This window comes from Clostridium sp. CTA-19, from assembly GCF_054767855.1.
Window position 1 is genome coordinate 25,913 of record NZ_BAAABH010000022.1, and the last position, 18,911, is coordinate 44,823.

The 18,911-nt window shown below is 24.3% G+C and carries 13 protein-coding genes and 3 CRISPR repeat arrays (1 of these 16 cut by a window edge); of the genes, 1 reads left to right on the forward strand and 12 read right to left on the reverse strand.

The annotated features are described in order from the left end of the window. Positions 1-282: direct repeats of the CRISPR family, unit length 30 nt; unit sequence ATTTAAATACATCTTATGTTAAGGTTCAAC (it extends 613 nt beyond the left edge of the window). Positions 283-482: 200 nt separating this feature from the next. The 9 genes from cas2 to ACYUE0_RS12530 all read right to left on the reverse strand — a co-directional run bounded on the left by cas2 (position 483) and on the right by ACYUE0_RS12530 (position 9,781). Then, complete coding sequence (gene cas2, locus ACYUE0_RS12490) at positions 483-773, reverse strand: CRISPR-associated endonuclease Cas2 (protein ID WP_061995676.1); 291 nt, start codon at positions 771-773, stop codon at positions 483-485. 1 nt (position 774) lies between these two features. Next, positions 775-1,773, reverse strand: a complete 999-nt coding sequence (gene cas1b, locus ACYUE0_RS12495) for a type I-B CRISPR-associated endonuclease Cas1b (protein WP_460270839.1) — start codon at positions 1,771-1,773, stop codon at positions 775-777. 12 nt (positions 1,774-1,785) lie between these two features. Then, positions 1,786-2,280 carry a CRISPR-associated protein Cas4 gene (cas4, locus tag ACYUE0_RS12500; protein ID WP_061995699.1) on the reverse strand — a complete coding sequence of 165 codons (495 nt, stop codon included), beginning with the start codon at positions 2,278-2,280 and terminating at the stop codon, positions 1,786-1,788. Between the two features lie 236 nt (positions 2,281-2,516). Continuing rightward, positions 2,517-5,105 carry a CRISPR-associated helicase Cas3' gene (cas3, locus tag ACYUE0_RS12505; protein ID WP_460270840.1) on the reverse strand — a complete coding sequence of 863 codons (2,589 nt, stop codon included), beginning with the start codon at positions 5,103-5,105 and terminating at the stop codon, positions 2,517-2,519. 197 nt (positions 5,106-5,302) lie between these two features. Then, positions 5,303-6,046, reverse strand: coding sequence for a type I-B CRISPR-associated protein Cas5b (gene cas5b, locus ACYUE0_RS12510; RefSeq protein WP_460270841.1), 744 nt, complete (start codon positions 6,044-6,046; stop codon positions 5,303-5,305). A 2-nt stretch (positions 6,047-6,048) separates the two neighbouring features. After that, the gene (locus ACYUE0_RS12515; RefSeq protein ID WP_460270842.1) at positions 6,049-7,008 is read right to left on the reverse strand and encodes a type I CRISPR-associated protein Cas7; all 960 of its coding nucleotides are present in this window, start codon (positions 7,006-7,008) and stop codon (positions 6,049-6,051) included. Next, complete coding sequence (gene cas8b / locus ACYUE0_RS12520) at positions 6,998-8,740, reverse strand: type I-B CRISPR-associated protein Cas8b/Csh1 (protein WP_460270843.1); 1,743 nt, start codon at positions 8,738-8,740, stop codon at positions 6,998-7,000. The genes ACYUE0_RS12515 and cas8b overlap by 11 nt, the downstream gene beginning before the upstream one ends. Before the next feature lie 15 nt (positions 8,741-8,755). After that, the gene (cas6, locus tag ACYUE0_RS12525) at positions 8,756-9,454 is read right to left on the reverse strand and encodes a CRISPR-associated endoribonuclease Cas6 (RefSeq protein ID WP_460270844.1); all 699 of its coding nucleotides are present in this window, start codon (positions 9,452-9,454) and stop codon (positions 8,756-8,758) included. 159 nt (positions 9,455-9,613) lie between these two features. Continuing rightward, positions 9,614-9,781: a hypothetical protein gene (locus ACYUE0_RS12530; protein ID WP_460270846.1), complete on the reverse strand. Its 168-nt coding sequence runs from the start codon at positions 9,779-9,781 to the stop codon at positions 9,614-9,616. Positions 9,782-10,252: 471 nt separating this feature from the next. Then, positions 10,253-11,330: a CRISPR direct-repeat array (repeat unit 30 nt; unit sequence ATTTAAATACATCTTATGTTAAGGTTCAAC). A 993-nt stretch (positions 11,331-12,323) separates the two neighbouring features. Between ACYUE0_RS12530 and ACYUE0_RS12535 the strand changes: the two genes are divergently transcribed. Beyond that, positions 12,324-13,232 carry a DnaD domain protein gene (locus ACYUE0_RS12535; protein ID WP_460270885.1) on the forward strand — a complete coding sequence of 303 codons (909 nt, stop codon included), beginning with the start codon at positions 12,324-12,326 and terminating at the stop codon, positions 13,230-13,232. A gap of 83 nt (positions 13,233-13,315) precedes the next feature. Continuing rightward, positions 13,316-14,072: direct repeats of the CRISPR family, unit length 30 nt; unit sequence ATTTAAATACATCTTATGTTAAGGTTCAAC. A 187-nt stretch (positions 14,073-14,259) separates the two neighbouring features. Here ACYUE0_RS12535 and ACYUE0_RS12540 read toward each other — a convergent pair. The 3 genes from ACYUE0_RS12540 to ACYUE0_RS12550 form a co-directional block, all read right to left on the reverse strand. Beyond that, complete coding sequence (locus ACYUE0_RS12540) at positions 14,260-15,357, reverse strand: site-2 protease family protein (protein ID WP_460270847.1); 1,098 nt, start codon at positions 15,355-15,357, stop codon at positions 14,260-14,262. A gap of 349 nt (positions 15,358-15,706) precedes the next feature. Beyond that, positions 15,707-18,187: an ABC transporter permease gene (locus ACYUE0_RS12545; RefSeq protein WP_460270848.1), complete on the reverse strand. Its 2,481-nt coding sequence runs from the start codon at positions 18,185-18,187 to the stop codon at positions 15,707-15,709. 2 nt (positions 18,188-18,189) lie between these two features. Beyond that, a complete protein-coding gene (locus tag ACYUE0_RS12550) occupies positions 18,190-18,867 on the reverse strand; it encodes an ABC transporter ATP-binding protein (RefSeq protein WP_460270849.1) in 678 nt (225 codons plus the stop codon). Between the last annotated feature and the right edge of the window lie 44 nt (positions 18,868-18,911).

Sequence of the window (18,911 nt, forward strand, 5' to 3'; positions counted from 1 at the left end):
ATACATCTTATGTTAAGGTTCAACCATAATCTTTTATTAAGTTAATCGAGTTTCTTAAATTTAAATACATCTTATGTTAAGGTTCAACCCGAACTCTTATTACCTAAAACAATTGTATAAATATTTAAATACATCTTATGTTAAGGTTCAACTATTCAAGTGATAGGTACAAGATGATAGCTGATAAATTTAAATACATCTTATGTTAAGGTTCAACTTACGAGGTTAAATGTACTGAAAATAGGGAAAATGATTTAAATACATCTTATGTTAAGGTTCAACCATTGAAAAATAGCCATTCTTCATTTTCATTATACACCTTAACCATTGATTTTGCTAGGTTTCATTGTTTTTTTACCAGTGATTTTTATTTTTTAAAGCAAACCAGCAAAACACCTTTTAAACTCAGTAATTTCAAAGTACTGCAAGTTTTTAATGAATATTTTGCTGGTAAAATTCATTTTAATTTCTTATCTTTACAACTAAATAATCAAATCTTCACCAGTGTTATTAAGTTGAATGCCTAATATTTCTTCTTCAAATACATTTTCGTTCATAAGTTTTATTATACAAATAAAATCTTCCTCTTTATTTATAACCCTATTTAAGTCTTTTCTTAAAGCTATTAGCTTTGATGGTGTTATTTCTCCTCTAAATACTGATTTTTGGAAATGAGATAGATATTTCTTGCATACTTTAAAAACTCTTTGTACTCGTTTCTCGTTAACATCATAAAAAACAAATGCATAGTTAAAATTAATGTTCTTACCCATTTTACATATTCTCCTTTATATTAAATGGTATAAACTTCTTATCTTCCATTATAAATTTTATCAGTTTATAACAATCTAACTTTATAGCAGTTCTATAGCTAACTTTTCTTTTTAATTTTTTATGATTAAAAACAGATTCTAATCTTTCTTCAAATGCTTGTATAAATATATTTCTTCCTTCTTCATTCAGCAAACAATAATTAACTTTTTTATCAAAATGTTTAGAAACTTTTAACTTTCTCTTATTTACTAATTCAAATATTGTTTTATATACAATTACTGGTTTAAATACTTCACTTATATCTAAACTTAAAGAAAATCTTCCCTCAGATGGTTCATGTAAAAAACTTATTCGCTGATCAAGATGTGTTCTATATATAGCTGATATAGTTTTGGTATATAATAATGTATTTCCAAAAGATATTAATGCATTTATAGGGTTATCCGGTGGTCTCTTTACTCTTTTGTTCATTACAAAATCTTCTGGTAAAATATTTTCAAACTCACTGTAAAATCTCTGCCATAATTCCCCTTCAGTTGCCATTAGTTCCTCTATTGTTTCTGAATTATTAACTCTTTGATAAAAAATATCTTTTATCCAATTTAAAGTTTTCTTTACCTCTTTTATATCATGCTTATAATAATGATATAAAACTTCATGTATGTTATTTCCTATTCCGCTTACAATAGCCTTTGATACTTCCAATCTTTTAGTTTGAAAAGTTTCTACTTGCTTTACTAAAAGCTTACCGCTATTATACTGATTCTTAGGATAATACGTTCCACTATACCCTTCATAATAATTAAAAAAATGTACTATTATATTATTAGATGATAAAAAATCTAATAGTTTTGAATTTATACTAATCTCATTTAAACAATATATCTCTTTTGTATTTTCTACTGGTATATATACATTTTTATTATTTTTTCTAAAACATAATGAATTATCTTTTCTTGTTAACTCCCCCATAGAAGTTATATATCTTGTACTTCCCATTCTATTCTCCCTTTATATATAACAATATTCATAATAAGAACATTTTTTACATTTCGGTTTATTTAAAACATTTGGTACTATATCATTACTTATCAAGTTTTCTATATCCTTTACATGTAAATCTAGCTGTTTTAAAATTTTTTCATCTAAATCAAAATAAAGTACCTTTTTATCACCCTTATTCTTTTCAACAAATTCTAGCTTTCCTTTACGCTTCACACCTTTATCATTTAAAACCTTTAAATAATATATAAGTTGCCATTTACTAGCCTCAATATCTGCATCTGATTTTTTTATTTCTGTTAAGTATTCCTCTGTTAACATATCTATTCTTATATTATCTATTGCAATTTCTCTATTTTTACCTCTTTTACTTTTTTCCTCATGAATAGCTTTTCCTATTTTTACAGTTTCACTATTATCTTCTAAATTTAGCCTGTTACCATGCAGATAACATTGTCTCTTGCAATGAAAATAATAGTTAATTAATGTGCCATTAACCTTCATAATATACTCCTTTTCTATAACTATTAAATATTTAAAAGGAACTTCTATATAAACACTTTTATAATATTCTAACTATTTCAACTAGTCCTGTAATACTATTTATAAACTTTACTAATATAATTCATCTAAGAACTTACCTAATTTAATGTTTCCATCTTCTTAAAAATGAAAGCAAAGAAGATATATAAGATACGTTTTTCCCAAATCTTAATATGAATAAAAGGCTTCTTATCTATTTATATAAAATTAGATGCCCCTGTGGTAAAATTTTTTCTATCAAACTTACCATTAGTAAAATAATCTTCTCCATCATATATGCAATAAATTTCTCCTAGTCTATCATTGTAAGGAAAATCTCTACTTTTAACCTTATATATAAAATAGTTAAGATTACTTGATACTTTTGAAAGTTTTACTTTCTTCTCAGAGTACCTTAATTCTCCATCTTTAAGTAATTCTTTATAATCTTCCCATACTTTTTTTCCATTTAACTCTTGTCCATTTTCCAATATTATATTTCTGCATAAGAATACTGTTACTTCATCTTTATCATCATCTATTAATTTCATCTTATTCTCTACTTCTAGAAAACTTAATTTACCTATTTTCTCATTTATAAAATCTTCTATATTATTTTCATTATAACTTGAACTTTCATCATTAATTCTTTTAAGAATTAAATCATAATATTTTTGAAAATCCTTTTCTATTAAAATATATCGTATATCATCTGATTTAAGAGTTACATTTTTTTCTTTTCTATAATCACCCTTATAAATACTTGATGCTGAATCTAAATCAAAAAAATATACGATACTCTTAGGCTTTTTGCATGATCTATTTATTCTTCCTAAAAATTGCTCATCACTGTCTAACATAGATATGTCCTTATAGCCTATATCCATATCTATATCCACACCAGCCTCGATAACTTGAGTAGCTACTAACACAATATTTTTTTCACTCTTTAATTTTTTTATTATGTCATTTCTTTCTATACTATTATCATCACCAGTTATAAGCATTACCTTCTTTTTATTGCCTAATTCCATAATTAAATCATTATAAAATTCTGAAGCACGCTTTTTATTTATAAATTCAATAAGTATATTATCTTCTGTATTTTTTGATGTATCTAAGACATGCTCCTTTAAATCTTCATAGGTATTATCTTCTTTTCCTAAAAGAGAAAAATCTATTGATACCCTATCTTTAAATAAAGGATTCTTAAAATATTTATCTCTATTTTTAATTAAATTTATTGTATTAAAATCATCATAATCTATAAGTTTATTTAAACTCGGCAATGTAGCAGACATAATTATTATTTTTATATTCAAAACTTCAGCATAGCAATTTAAAAAAATAATTATTTCTTTCCATATATTATTTTTATAACTTTGTATTTCATCCAAGACTACTACACTATTTGCTAATTGTATAAGAGGAAATAAATCATCCTTAGCTGTACCAAATAAATAATTAAACATACTTACATGAGTATTCAATACTATAGGATAATTTAAAAACTGTCTGTTAAGTAACGATTTATCATAATTAACTTCTTCATTTTCTTCATATTTTATTTCCTTTTTCTTTACTTCCTTTATTGGTACTAAAGAATTTATAACAGCTATTTCATCAAGTAATTCTTTATCATAATCAAATATTTTATTTAAGCTAGCTATATTTTGCTCAACTAATGTATTAAAAGGATATACATTAAATATTTTATTTAAATTTTTATCTTGTTCTATTAATTTAAAGCTTAAGTTTAATGACACAGTGCTTTTTCCACTTCCAGTTGGAGCTTCTAAATAATATATATTACTTTCAATATTTTCTTCTAACATTTTTTCTGCATCTAAAAACATTTCATTTCGCAAAATATTAATATCCTTTACATCATTGAAATTATCATATTTTAAATATTTTTCTTTTTCATAATCTCTTATTTTATTATATATTTCAGTTTTCTTTAAACCATCATAGAATTTATTTATATCCGTTATTTCTCCAAAATAACTAAGTTTACAATTATTCATAAATTGTGATGTTGAATAATAATCACAACCAAGTAATAATGATGCAAAAAATCTTTCATATATGTAAAGATATATTTTTTTCTTACTACTAATTAACTTGTTATTTAAATATTCTTCTGTTAATTCAAAGAGTCTTTTCATAAGCTTGGGCTTTTTTTCAAACACTATATCATCATCATAAGAATATTCGAATATGGATAATTGCTCAAAGTAAAGTTTTTTTCCCTCACCATCATCCTCTAAAAACTTATTTTTATATTCATTAAAAGAATCTAAATGACTGTGATGTCTAGATATTATATATGAATTTATCATCATGAAAAATCTTAATTTGTCTTTTATATCAGATGTTACATTTTTCAACTCTTTTATTCTTTTAAAATAATAATTAATATAAATAAGAGATGATAACATTGAATGATTTGAGTAATTAAAGTTTATCCCATCATAATCCTTAAAAAACTCATTATCCATTTTTTTATATTGGAAGCAACAATTAATTTTACCTATATCATGCATATAAATTATATTAAATATCATTTCTTTAAAAATTTTTGTTCCTTCGCTACAATTTTCTTCAAACAAATAATTCTGAAAATTTATCAATACATTGTCCAAATTTTTAGCTTTAATTATTTTATATAAATAGTCTTCTGAGAGTTCTAAGTGCTCTTTTAAAGTTTCAAATCTACTATTATTTTCGCTCTTATGAGCATATATATTTGAATTCTTTTTTATAAATTTATCTATTGGGAATTTTTTTACATCAAGAAAATACATATATTAATCCCCCCATTTTTTTAATTGATTTCATGAATAGAATCTTTACATTTAGATGGTACCTTTACTTCCTTAAAAGCTAAAAAAGGATTATCCAATGACATGTAAGATTTTCATTCTGATTTTTTTAAAAATAAAATTACTAAATCAAATAGTCATCGGATAAATCAAATTTTAAATTCCTATATAGTTCCCCTCTAAAAGAAAAATATATTTTTATTATTGCATTCATATATTGATTCGTAAGATGCACTCTCAACTAACGAATTTGTATAAACAAAGGATTTAAGATTATATTTATTAGTGTTTTCTTCTAATGATACTGGAAGCATCTCTTCATATTTCCAAGTATCTTGTAAATCATCCTCTTCATCAAAGTCATATTTACTATTTTTAAAAGAGAAATAGTCTTTAATATATAAACTATCTATTCTTTTTATATTATCTATTTTTTGTACATCTTTTATAATCTCTATATTTTCTATAGTAGCCATATGATCATTCTTTCCTAAGTAAGGAATAAATTTAAAATTTCTATCTAATATATTATCTTTTAATTTGTCTTCTATATTTCCTTCTAAAAGAATATAAATCTCCCATTCAGGATCTTCAAGCCACTGCTCTTTAATAATTAAATTTCCGCCCTGTTCCTTTGAAGCATATCCCACTGAATTGTTGAATGTCTGAATTTTTTTAGGAATATATCCTTCTTTATTAATTGGTACTATACCTATTCTTAATCCTTTAAGTTTTTCATAAAATTCTGGATATTTATCATTCTCATTTTGGTCATTATAACCTCTTAATCCAAGAACACTTCCTAGAATGCCTAAAAGTGCCACCTTATGAATATTCCCATAAGTAAAATAAAAATATGTGTTAACATCTGGTTTTTTTAAAAATGCAGTCCTTCCTTTTAAACTAAATTTTAAAGTATCCATTTTTATATTTCCTCTTTGGTAAAAATATTGAAGTATTTAGCATTTTCTATGTTTTTATCTATATTTGTTGTATATGGATTATAATAAATCTCAATTGATTTTATTCTATTTTGTAAATCTTTAAGTAAATTATTACATTTTATTTCTATTTTCCCCTTATCAGCACACTTTTCAAATATAATATATTGAGATAAATCTGGCAAATATAAATCTTCATCAGTTTCTACAAACATAGCAAATTCATTTTCACAGCCTATTTTAGCATTTGTTGAAAAAGATGTCGCTGCTATCATAGATGCTTCCTTAAATTTTTTATAATCTTCATCAGTATATCCTTCTGTAATACCAAGCTCTTTAAATCCATCATATGCTTTAGGATTTATTGTTACTGGATAAAAGTAATGCGCTTCATTACTCACTATTTTTGTTCCTAAAGTTGAGGATTTTGCCTCTTTCTCTTCTTCTTCTTTTTTATTATTCTTCTTATTATTAGGATCTCTAAAAGGAGATAATATCTGTTGTTCTTCTGCAAAACTATCTGAATATTTATTAAATCCTTGTCCAATTTGAACTGCCCCTGTTATTGATATATTATTTCCTTCTTCTGCAAAGGTAGCTCCAAAATTTTTTACATCTATTGCTGAAAATAAATTTGTCAAAACCTTTTTACTATCCTTATCCTTTTTTAAATCTTCTCCCTTAAATAAGTATTCATATCTTTCCTTTAAAGATCTTGGAATAAACTCTATTTCCCCCTTTTTGCCTTCTTGCAACTTCATAGATTTTATATATATAACTTTTTCACCTTGTTCATTCCACATTTTTTTAATTGGATACTTAAAAGCCTTATCGCTACCAAATATATCTCCTGAGGATGTTGTTTTTGGGTATCCTGTAAAATCAGCATTCCAATTACTCATTCTTGAAACTATACCTAAAACTCCGTAAACTCTACTGTTCATTTTTATTTTCCTCCTTGCTTGATTTTTCATATATTAAACTACTATGAAGATATCCTGCTATTATTAAATCATCATCAACCTTGCCTTCTGGTATATAAGCAGAAACCATATACATGAGATTATCAAATCTTCTACTTATTTTTCTATCTATTGCATAATTATATTTAACAAATAATTTTTTTAATTCTACTTTGATTCTCTCATCACTTTTAGCATTAATAATTGGATTAGCTAAAGAATGAGTCTTTTTAGCCGCTTTACTTAGTGATATTAAATAATTTGCAACTTGACCTACTGCAAAATAGTATTCTTTGTTATTGTCTATTGATGCTGTCTTTTCTTGAGATATTTTATCTCTTAGTGATGCCTTAACATCTAGTAACACATCAGCCATACTTTCCCCTCCTACAAAATATTCTTTTAAAGCACATCTTAAATTGAATTGTTCTCCTGCTTTAAATATATATCCATTTTCTATAGAACCTTTTATTAATCTTAAGCTACTATGTCCAAAAACTTTCCATACAGTAAATTCATTCCCCTTATAAAACCAATTAAATAAAGTTCTTCTAGAAAGTAATATGTTTCTTTTTAAACTATTATCATTTATATTCATATCTTTTGATTCTGTAAAATAATTAGAACTTAAAAATTTACTAAAAAATACTTTATTTATTAAATCTTTAATAGTATTACGCTTTGTAATGCTTATATTATAAGTAAGATTACTTTTATTTAAATCTATATCTATTACATTTTTAAGCTTTATAGGTTTTATATTTGCTTTGTAATGGTTTATTGTATCAAAATCATGTACTTCTACTTCTTTACCTTTTTTTATTCTAAAATATATTCCATTAAAATCATTATCCATTGATTCTTTATCACTTTTAGGATATATTCCTTTCTTATCTATATATATATTTGTCTTTCCTATTGAAACTTGATTTAAAAGATAATCAAAAAACTTTTTTTGTAATAATACTTCTTCTAATGATATTAAGTAAGGAACTTTAGTCTTTCTTGATTTATTCTCTAAATATGGCTTTTTAGAATTTAACCCCATATTATCATTAGAAAGTCCATAGGTTTCTTCTTCTATTTTCACATTAAACTCTACACTGTTAAATATATTAGGTATTAAATATTTCTCATTTTCCTTTTTATATTCTTCTAATTCATATTTAAAAAATATCTTTAGATATGATTTATCTTTACTATCCTCATCAACATAGTCTTTAATATTATGTTTAATCCATGTTTTCACATTTTCTATAAGATTTTCATTAACCTTACCATATTTATCTTCTACTTCTTTATATAATCTAAGCTTTTCTTTAGAATATTTTATTTCAGGATTTTTTAAAATTTCATAATAGGAGTCTATTACTTCATCATTGAGTTTTCCATTATTCACATTTTCCTTTTTTACAAAAAAGCTTAAATAATTATTACTGTGTATTATTTTTTTACCATCGATTGGCTTATTCATATCTATAAGTTTACTTAAATAATCAGCATTACAAATAAATTTAAAGTGTTCACTACTTCTATCTATTTCTTTTGTTTTTTTATCTTGTTTTATTTTTACTATATCTAATTGTCTAAATGTATTTTCATGAGGCTCAACTATTACATAATCTCCATCTACTGGTATATAAGAATCTGTTATAAAAGACTCTCCCTTTCTTTCATATATATTTTTAAAGGTATCAATGGCATCTTTAAGCATATAATACTCACCACCTTACATCCATTTGTAGTTAACAAATCCCATACCCCTTGATCCCATTTCACCAAGACCTGCACCTAATGCTAAATAAGCTATTTTTTGAGATACTTCATCATTAGCTATATTTAATGTGACTTTGTCTCCTAATATAATAATATTCTTGTACTTTATTCCAATAGGCTTTCTATTATCAAATCTTATGAAATCGTATAATGGAAAATCCTCATTAATTTTTTCACCGAAAAATTGATTATATTTTTTTATAAGATTTTCTTTTACTCTTTTTTCATATTCATTTAATGATAAATTACTTTTCCCTCTCCAATATCCTTTATCTGTTTTTATTACTACTGGTGTTAATGAATATATAGTTGAAATATATTTTTTGGGAATAACCTTTACATCAATAGTTAATGCTTTAATGAATGAAGTGTATATATTTATTAATTCAGTTTTGAAATTTTTTAATACTTTTTCATCTATAGTCCTTATTTTTACCGAATATATATTTCCGGCTTTATATACTTTATCTTTTTCTAATTTATAAGGTAATGAAAAAGTATAGTATTTATACTTATTTTCATTATGTAAAGCCAATAATTCATCATCTTTACATAGAGATTTATCAATTAATTCTGTTAATTTTTCATAAGACTTGTCCACAGTTAAATCCTTAAGAAGAAATATCTTTAGTGTTAATTCATATACGTTCATTGCCTCACCTCCATCCTCTTCATTTTTACCATTTAATATCATTTAATATAGTTTATTGTATATAATTTTGTTATAATAAAAACATATAAGGTGAATTTAACGCCAATAGTACTTTCACCTTATATAAACTATTTTCAAAACATATAAAAGTAGAACCTTTTATATGTTTTGTTTTGCATTAGATATAGAAATTAAAGTAAACGATTCATTATCTTTTTCTAAAAAAAACAAGTCTTTTTTCCTCATAAAAACAGAAAAAATTAATGTTCCAAGCATGCTTAAAATCGTTTTCTTATTCTTAAAAAACTTGATAATTATGTTTCCCAATTACTCACATCCTTTTATTGATATTATGATTGACTCTTTAGTTGTATGTTACCATTTTTGGTATTCAATGTAAATACATTATTTAAAAAAGATAGTTTGATTTCTAAGAAATTAAACTATCTTTTTATATTAGTATTATTATGCAGTTTGTTTACATTCAATTTTAATAAAATAAGATTCATTTTTAATTATTTCTTTAGTCATGATTTAATTTTCCTAAAACTGCATTTTTATTATTTAAAACAGTCTTTACATCTTATGTTATAGTTCAATTCTTAATTTTAATAAATAGATATAATGATATTTAAATACATCTCATATTATGGTTTAATCTTAATAAAACATTACCATAATATTGATAAATTATCAATAAATAGATTTTAAATATTTATTTGTTTATGACTGTCCTTAGTATTTTTTTAAGCTCATTTTTAAATATTAATTCAATTAAATCATAAATTTTAGTTGTCTATCTAAATACATTTCATGTTAATATTCAACTTAAAAGGTATCTGTGTTCAACTACATAAATAAAAAAATTTAAATATATCCTATGTTAAGGTTCAACTTTATATATTTAAGGGTTGGCTCTCCATGGTGCTCATTTAAATACATCTTATGTTAAGGTTCAACGCTTCTATAGTTACTCTGGTACCACTCATTATTATATTTAAATACATCTTATGTTAAGGTTCAACTTGTTGTGCTTCAACTTTTTTAGTAAAGCCTTGTTTATTTAAATACATCTTATGTTAAGGTTCAACTTTGGAAAGGAGCCTTCAAAAGTTGAAGTTATCAAATTTAAATACATCTTATGTTAAGGTTCAACCTAAACGAGTACATTCTTCTATGTTTCTTTTAAACATTTAAATACATCTTATGTTAAGGTTCAACCTATTAGTGTAAGAATCTCCGTGGAATTGTAATTTTATTTAAATACATCTTATGTTAAGGTTCAACTGAAACACTAGGCTTTGCCTAAGCTAGCATTGAAAAATTTAAATACATCTTATGTTAAGGTTCAACAACCTGTTGGCTCACTCCATCATCACCATATGTTATTTAAATACATCTTATGTTAAGGTTCAACCACCTAGTTCTATTTTCATACCCTCCACTGCGCTCATTTAAATACATCTTATGTTAAGGTTCAACAAAACAGAACTTGTTGAAACTCTAACAATTCCTTCATTTAAATACATCTTATGTTAAGGTTCAACTAATATTCTTTTTCAACTCCAAACAATACTATTTGTATTTAAATACATCTTATGTTAAGGTTCAACTAAGTTTATGGATACAGAATATGTTTACTTTGATGCATTTAAATACATCTTATGTTAAGGTTCAACATCTTTTATTTTTTTTATTGTATGATTATATCTTTTATTTAAATACATCTTATGTTAAGGTTCAACTGGAACATACTTAAAGATTAGATTTACTTAACTCTAATTTAAATACATCTTATGTTAAGGTTCAACCTTTGTAACATTTCTAACCCATTACCACATAGTGTATTTAAATACATCTTATGTTAAGGTTCAACCATTGAAAAATAGCCATTCTTCATTTCCCATTATACATCCAAACTATTGATTTTACTAGGTTTTATTGTTTTTTACCAGTGATTTTTCTTTTTTTAAGTTAATAAGCAAATTCTCCTTCAAACTTAGTATTTTCAAGGCATTATAAGTTTTTAGTGAATATTTCATTGGTAAAATTCATTAATTTTATATTTTTATTTTTGCCACTATTAAAAAGTAACTTCTAGATGGCACTAACCCTTTGGATAGCTTTCCTTCTTTACAAATTTTAATTATGGAATCTAACTACTATATAATCTATATATTTAAAAAATTACAGATATAAGCACAATTTTTTGTTAGTCTTTTTTCTCAACTGATAACAAAAATTTTATGTATAAATTTAAGTTGGAGATTATATCCCCATGTGCATAAAGCTAAGCCACTTTATTCCAATAAAATATTTTTCTTTTAAGCTTTTAATACATTATGTAATAATAAAGATTTTAAATAAGCTATTCATTGAAAATTGATTTAGAAACTCTTATAGATTTTTGTTTGATTTTTTCACCTAATCCAAGGACAAATTAGCCGGTGCACCAGACAAGGACGTCGCTTTTCCGGGTAGTCATAAAAATCAGATAAAAATATATTTAGAGCTTCTTTGAAATTTTCACAGACTAGCATTTTTAATTTTTTCATTATTACTTTTTAACACTACAAATTTGGGATTTCTAGGCTTAGCTTTACGCCTATGATTATATCCCTATATAATATGAATTCCTTATATAAGACTCATTACAGTATAATATTTTTATTCAGTTTCATATTAAATTTAAAAGTAATATAAAACTGAATAAACTTGCTAATTTTTTTAAAAAACATAAAAAAGAGTCGGAACTCTCTCCTCTTAATGCATATATGAATAGTGAGAGCTTAATTTTAGGAGGGTTTATTTATGTTATATGAATTAAATTTTAATGAAGTTGAGGCCATTAAAGCAAAGGTTAGTTTTGATGATGTTAGAAAATCTACTTATTCTTAATATAAAAAAAGATACACTTTATAGAAAGCTTAAAAAGCTTTGCAGAAATAAAATTCTTAAACATACTGTGTTAAGAGATAACGGAGCATATTCCTTTTATGGTTTCACAGAAATCTTTTATAGAATATTTGATGTTAAAAATAATAACAATTCTAAAAATAACCATAGTGAAAAATCTCCGGATATATCTATGGATAAAAATACCGATAGTCTTGATAATTCTTTTTCTTCTTCGGATAATTTGCAAAATAGTTGGAATTCTCCCCATAATGCTATGGATAAAGATCCTTATAATATGGATTTAGGTGATTTTATGTCCGTATCAAAGGGATTTTTTAAAGATCTTCATGGAGATAATTCCTTGATGAAAGATATATATAATATATTAAATAACATAACAATGTTATTTAATAATATAAAATCTATAAATAGATTTTATATAAATAATCAAAAAGATAATAATAATATATATAATAATATAACAACAACTACTAACAGTAGTACTAGTAGTACTTCTAATAATTTTAGTTATAATTTAAATAAGGATTTAAATCCTATAAACTCTAAAGTTTATTCTTACTACAGCGAAAACGGTTTTGGTAATCTAACTACAGATGCAATTTTAACTTTAGATAGGCTTGTAGATGATAATGACGCATTGACTGTTATAGATGCTATGGAAGAAGCAATTAGCAAAGGGAATGTTAGACTTTGCTATGTTGAAGGTATTCTTAAAAATTGGAAAATTAACGGTAAAAAAATAATGAAAAGACAATATAAAAATTCATCTTCTAACAAAGATACATTTAATAATTTTCATCAAAGGAAATATGATTTTGATAAATTAGAGAAAGAACTTTTAGGTTATGATTTTTGTTAATGCACCAGCCATAAGATTGTAAATCTAAAATTTATCCGTTTATCAATGGTAGGTAAATACACTAGATTCATTAAAGTTACAAAATTTAAATACATCTTATGTTAAGGTTCAACAAAATGTATAGAAAATTAAAAATAGGATTGGGTGTGCATTTAAATACATCTTATGTTAAGGTTCAACTTTTTGATTTTTTAATATTGAAGAATATCCATTTATAATTTAAATACATCTTATGTTAAGGTTCAACTTTTTGATTTTTTAATATTGAAGAATATCCATTTATAATTTAAATACATCTTATGTTAAGGTTCAACCTCATAATTATTTCTATTGTCTTTGTCTAAACTAGAATTTAAATACATCTTATGTTAAGGTTCAACTTCTTCATCATTAATTATTTCATCAATTAAATTTAATTTAAATACATCTTATGTTAAGGTTCAACACATTGTGCAGCTGCATATTCACCAGCAAAATACAGAATTTAAATACATCTTATGTTAAGGTTCAACTTAATAAAGTTCTCTGGCTTGTACTGGCCAACACAATTTAAATACATCTTATGTTAAGGTTCAACTTTAACCTCTTTGGATAACGCCCTTCGGGTACCCAAATTTAAATACATCTTATGTTAAGGTTCAACAGCTTTTTCTATACTAAATTCAATAGTTTCACATTCATTTAAATACATCTTATGTTAAGGTTCAACTTATATGTTAATTGATATGTTATAGCTTTATCACATTTAAATACATCTTATGTTAAGGTTCAACGAAAAGTATTGAAAAAGTTAAAAGACAATTTATTTATATTTAAATACATCTTATGTTAAGGTTCAACCATTGAAAAATAGCCATTCTTTATTTTTTATTATACATCTTAACCATTGATTTTGCTAGGTTTTATTGTTTTTTTACCAGTGATTTTTATTTTTTAAAGCAAACCAGCAAAACACCTTTTAAACTCAGTAATTTCAAAGCATTACAAGTTTTTAATGAATATTTTACTGGTAAATTCATTATTTTATCTAAAATAACATTTTATTTGTAAATTTCTCTTCAAAGGTGATTAGACCCTTATCTTCATTATTTTTTATTTTTTCAAATTCTTCTTTAAATACTACTTTAGCTTTTTCTGTATCTTTATTTATTTTTGCTTCATAGGTAGCTAATGCTCTTGCTTTTGTTATAGCTTTGCTATTTTCTATAAAACTTTTGTTGTTATCATAATATTCTTTTGCTTTTTCTATATTATCCTCTATTACTGCATAATAAAAGAATATATCATGTGTGTAGGTAAACATTGTTCCTATAAGTGGTGTTATATCATATTCACTATCAAATTCTATTATAGTTTTAATTTTTTCTTTTCCACTTTCCATATCTAAATTATGTATAGCTTTAAGATATCTATAATATTCTAAGGCAACAGAGCAATATTTTGAAGCCTTTTCTTTATTAGTATTTAGATATTTTTCATCTAATTTATTAGGTTCTACCCCTTCCTTTATTAAATATTCTAAAAGTAATAAATCTACTGCTTCATTATCTTTAACTAAAGAATATATCCAATAACCGTCATTTAACATATATTCTGATTTGTAAATTACTAAATTAAGTATAAATAACATAATTCCTACAACTGAATTTAAAGCAAATAATATATTAGTGTATGGATTATTTATAATAAAGATTAAAATTAAAGTTATAATTGAAAATATTAAATTAAAAAGCCCACCACCTAAAAACATCTTTATCATGGAATTTTTATGAAAGTTTTTACTATTTATATTTAAAACAGCTTGTCCACCATAAGCAGTACCTTTTAATTTTGTATCCTTTTTTATCTTTAACTTACCATTATCATCTCTTAAAATAGTAAATGATAATACTTTTAGCTCTTTAAACTCATATCCACTTATTACTCCTAATACTATATGTCCTATTTCATGAATTATTATATTAAATATCATAGATATAGAAGTAAAAATTACTACTAAGCATAATCTAAGAATTATTGGTATTTCAAAAACGCTTAATTTAGCTCCAGAAAAAAATCCAACTATAGCAAATAATATAATCATAATTATAATTGGTATTTTAGTTTCATATCTTTTTTTAGCCATTAAGTCCTCCTCTAAATTTTATTTTTCCTTAATACTAATCATTATATAATATATTTACAACATTATATATACAATTATTAACTTTTATATATAATGTTACTACTTTTACTATATTTTATAGAGTTCAAGTTGACTTTCCAAATTATCCATTCAAAAACTTAAATACCTAAAATAGTGAGACATGCTCAGACTCATTTAGAATTCAACACTGCATCTTGTATAAAATATTTTAAGGTTATTGAATAAATTTAAATTGGAGCTTGTTTCCCTATATTTGTTTTAGCTTTTTTAAAAGTTTTAAGCCACCTTTTCACAAAATTTTGAGAAGGTGGCTTAGTTAATTTATATTTTATACATTTTCTAATCTTATATTTTCTATTATATTTTCTTTTTTCAATTTTGAAATTGGAAAATATCCAGCTATAAGAACTATAAAGAATATTCCTATTATGGAAATTATTATTGATGTATATGGAAATACAAACTTGATATTTACTAGCATACTCATTGATTTTTGAATGCCATAGCATAAAAGTAGCCCTATAGGTATGGCTATTATAAGAGACATAACACCATAATATATACTTTCTAAATATAGTATTTTATTTAACCCTTGTGGTGTTATACCAATGGATTGTATCATAGCAAATTCTCTTTTTCTAAGAGCAATATTAGTTTGTATTGTATTTATTATGTTAGATACACCTATAAGTGTTACCACTGCTATAAATCCATTTAAAAATATCATTATACCAACCTTACTTCTATACATATATTCTTTTTCACTTGTTAAATCAATTATATTAAAGCTTGAATATTCCTGTGATATTTTTTCTAACTGCGTTTTTGTTTCTTTTGGGTTTGATGACTTTATATTTATTGAACTATTAAACTCCACAGTACTATCTTGTTTTTTAACTTCATTTAATACACTGTCAAAAACTTTATTAGAAGTTATAAGTATAGGTCCTTTTAAAACATTCTCCACACCAGTTGGAATCTCATTTGTACGAGCTACTATTTTAACTTTTACTGATACATTCTTATCCTTTTTAGTTAAAGTTATATAATCTCCAACTTTTAAATTGAACATTTCAATATCTGATATTTTCCCATTATCTATAATTTTATTTGTGAAAACTAAAATAGCACCATTATCTTTTAAAGCTTCTTCTTCATCAAAATTTCCATCAATTAATTTTTTATTAATTATATCAAATTCTTTATCCCCAACAGACATATAATTAGCACCTAAGTTTACATTTTCCTCCTTTTCAACTAACTCCTTAGCTTCATCTGTAAGGTCTGATAATTTTATAATTGAATTGCAACTTAAAAGTTTTAAATTTGAAACACGTTCAATTCCATCTACTTTGCAAATTTTATCTTTAACATCATCTTTTAAATTATCATATATAGGTATAAAAAAATCATAATTAGTTAAAGAATACATTGAGTCAAAAGCAGTAGTAAAATTACTTAACATTCCATTAAAAGTTAAGAATAATATTATACTAAATACTAAAGATGCAATAGTAACTCTATATTTTCTTTTATTTCTCTTTAAATTTTTATATGCAAATTGTCCTTCTACACCTAAAACAAGTTTTATTAATTTACCTGATTTTACTTTTCTTAATTTATAGTCTGTATTTCCTCTAATACCATCTATTATAGATACCTTTGATGCCTTTTGTGCAGGAGCTAAAGCAGAGATTAACACTGTAATAAATACAACTGTAAAACTTATTAAAATAATTTTACCACTTATAACAGTTTGCAAATTTAATGACCCTATCATTGAATCTTTTAAAAAATAATTCATAAGTTTAAAAAGTAAATTTAATGTTGCAGTTCCAAAGAAAATCCCTATTGGTATTCCAATTAAGCTCATAAGTATTCCTTCTGCAAAAACCATTTTTTTAATTTGTGATTTTGTTGCACCTACTGAAGCCAATGTTGAAAACAATTTTTTTCTTTCTACTATTGATATTGAAAAAGAATTATAAACGGTAGCTATTGTTGCAATTAATACTAAAGATCCAATTATTATTGACATAGTTAATAAAACACCGTTTAAATTTTCTGAATCACTTTGACCATAACAATCTAGTAATCTATCATTATACTCAATAGGTAATTTACCATCAATTTTTTCTATATTTAAATTCTTTGCAATACTTTCAAATTCTGCTCTTATATTTCTGTTACTTTTTAGCTTTACATATACATCATAATTTGTAGAATTATCAACGTTGTTTAAATTACTTAATGCCATAAACACATTATTACTTTTACTTTCTATTACTACACTATCTAATAGCCCTACAATTTTAAAAGTTCTATTTTCTAATTTTTTATTTTCATTTAATACATCTAAAGTTATACTATCTCCTATTTTTTTATTTCCTAACACTTTTAAAGCTTTATTAGTGATTGCTATTTCATCTTCTTTTTTAGGGAATTCTCCTTCTTTTACATTATAAGGTTGTAGTGTTTCATTAAACTTATCTACTTTGTTTATAACAATACTTTTTCCTTTTTCATTAGGAATTTCACCTATATAAGAGGTATTCCATATTAGTTCCTTTTCAACTTTTACATGATCTTTTAGAACATTAACTTTATCTCCTTTTAGATTTTTGAATATACCATAGTAATCTCCATTGTCATTAATAACATCTCTTGTCATAGTTTCTTGCATACTTACAGCTATTGTTCCTATTCCTGAAAGTAATGCTGCAGAAAGTATTATTCCTATAATAGTTACTATAGTTCTTTTCTTATTTTTTTTAATATATTTCATTGTCAGTGATAAGTAAAAGCCCATAACTATATCACCTCATCTTCACTTAATATTCCATCTTCTATTCTAACTATTCTATCTGCCTGAGATGCAACATTTAAATCATGAGTTATAAGTATTAATGATGTATTATATTTTTTAACTGTTAATTTTAAAAGCTCCATTATTTCCTTTGTACTTTTACTATCTAAGTTACCAGTAGGTTCATCAGCTAAAATTACAGAAGGTTTGTTTATAAGTGCTCTACCTATGGCTACTCTTTGTTGTTGTCCTCCTGATAGTTGATTTGGAAGATGATCTTCTCGCTCTTTAAGTCCTAATGTATTTAATATGTCTTCAAGATACTCTTTATCTATTTTTTTGCCATCTAATTCTGCTGGAAGTGTTATATTTTCCTTTGCTGTTAATACAGGAATTAGGTTGTAGAATTGAAATATGATTCCTAAATTTCTTCTTCTAAAGACTGCTAATTTCTTTTCTTTTAACGAACCTAAATTTATATCTTCAACAAAAATTTTTCCTTCAGTTGGCTTGTCTACCCCTCCTAATAAATGCAATAATGTTGATTTTCCCGAACCACTAGCACCTATTATGGCAACAAACTCTCCTTTATTTACAGAAAAATTAACATTTTTTAATGCATATACTTTATTATTATTATCTCCATATATTTTTGATAAATTTCTAGCTTTAAGTATTTCCATTTTTACAACACCCTTTCTAAAACTTAATAAGTTATTTTTTCAAC

Excerpts from the sequence above, each read along its gene's own strand:
- cas2 (WP_061995676.1), bottom strand. The coding sequence starts at position 773 with ATGGGTAAGAACATTAATTTTAACTATGCATTTGTTTTTTATGATGTT.
- cas1b (WP_460270839.1), bottom strand. The coding sequence starts at position 1,773 with ATGGGAAGTACAAGATATATAACTTCTATGGGGGAGTTAACAAGAAAA.
- cas4 (WP_061995699.1), bottom strand. The coding sequence starts at position 2,280 with ATGAAGGTTAATGGCACATTAATTAACTATTATTTTCATTGCAAGAGA.
- cas3 (WP_460270840.1), bottom strand. The coding sequence starts at position 5,105 with ATGTATTTTCTTGATGTAAAAAAATTCCCAATAGATAAATTTATAAAA.
- cas5b (WP_460270841.1), bottom strand. The coding sequence starts at position 6,046 with ATGGATACTTTAAAATTTAGTTTAAAAGGAAGGACTGCATTTTTAAAA.
- ACYUE0_RS12515 (WP_460270842.1), bottom strand. The coding sequence starts at position 7,008 with ATGAACAGTAGAGTTTACGGAGTTTTAGGTATAGTTTCAAGAATGAGT.
- cas8b (WP_460270843.1), bottom strand. The coding sequence starts at position 8,740 with ATGCTTAAAGATGCCATTGATACCTTTAAAAATATATATGAAAGAAAG.
- cas6 (WP_460270844.1), bottom strand. The coding sequence starts at position 9,454 with ATGAACGTATATGAATTAACACTAAAGATATTTCTTCTTAAGGATTTA.
- ACYUE0_RS12535 (WP_460270885.1), top strand. The coding sequence starts at position 12,324 with ATGATGTTAGAAAATCTACTTATTCTTAATATAAAAAAAGATACACTT.
- ACYUE0_RS12540 (WP_460270847.1), bottom strand. The coding sequence starts at position 15,357 with ATGGCTAAAAAAAGATATGAAACTAAAATACCAATTATAATTATGATT.
- ACYUE0_RS12545 (WP_460270848.1), bottom strand. The coding sequence starts at position 18,187 with ATGGGCTTTTACTTATCACTGACAATGAAATATATTAAAAAAAATAAG.
- ACYUE0_RS12550 (WP_460270849.1), bottom strand. The coding sequence starts at position 18,867 with ATGGAAATACTTAAAGCTAGAAATTTATCAAAAATATATGGAGATAAT.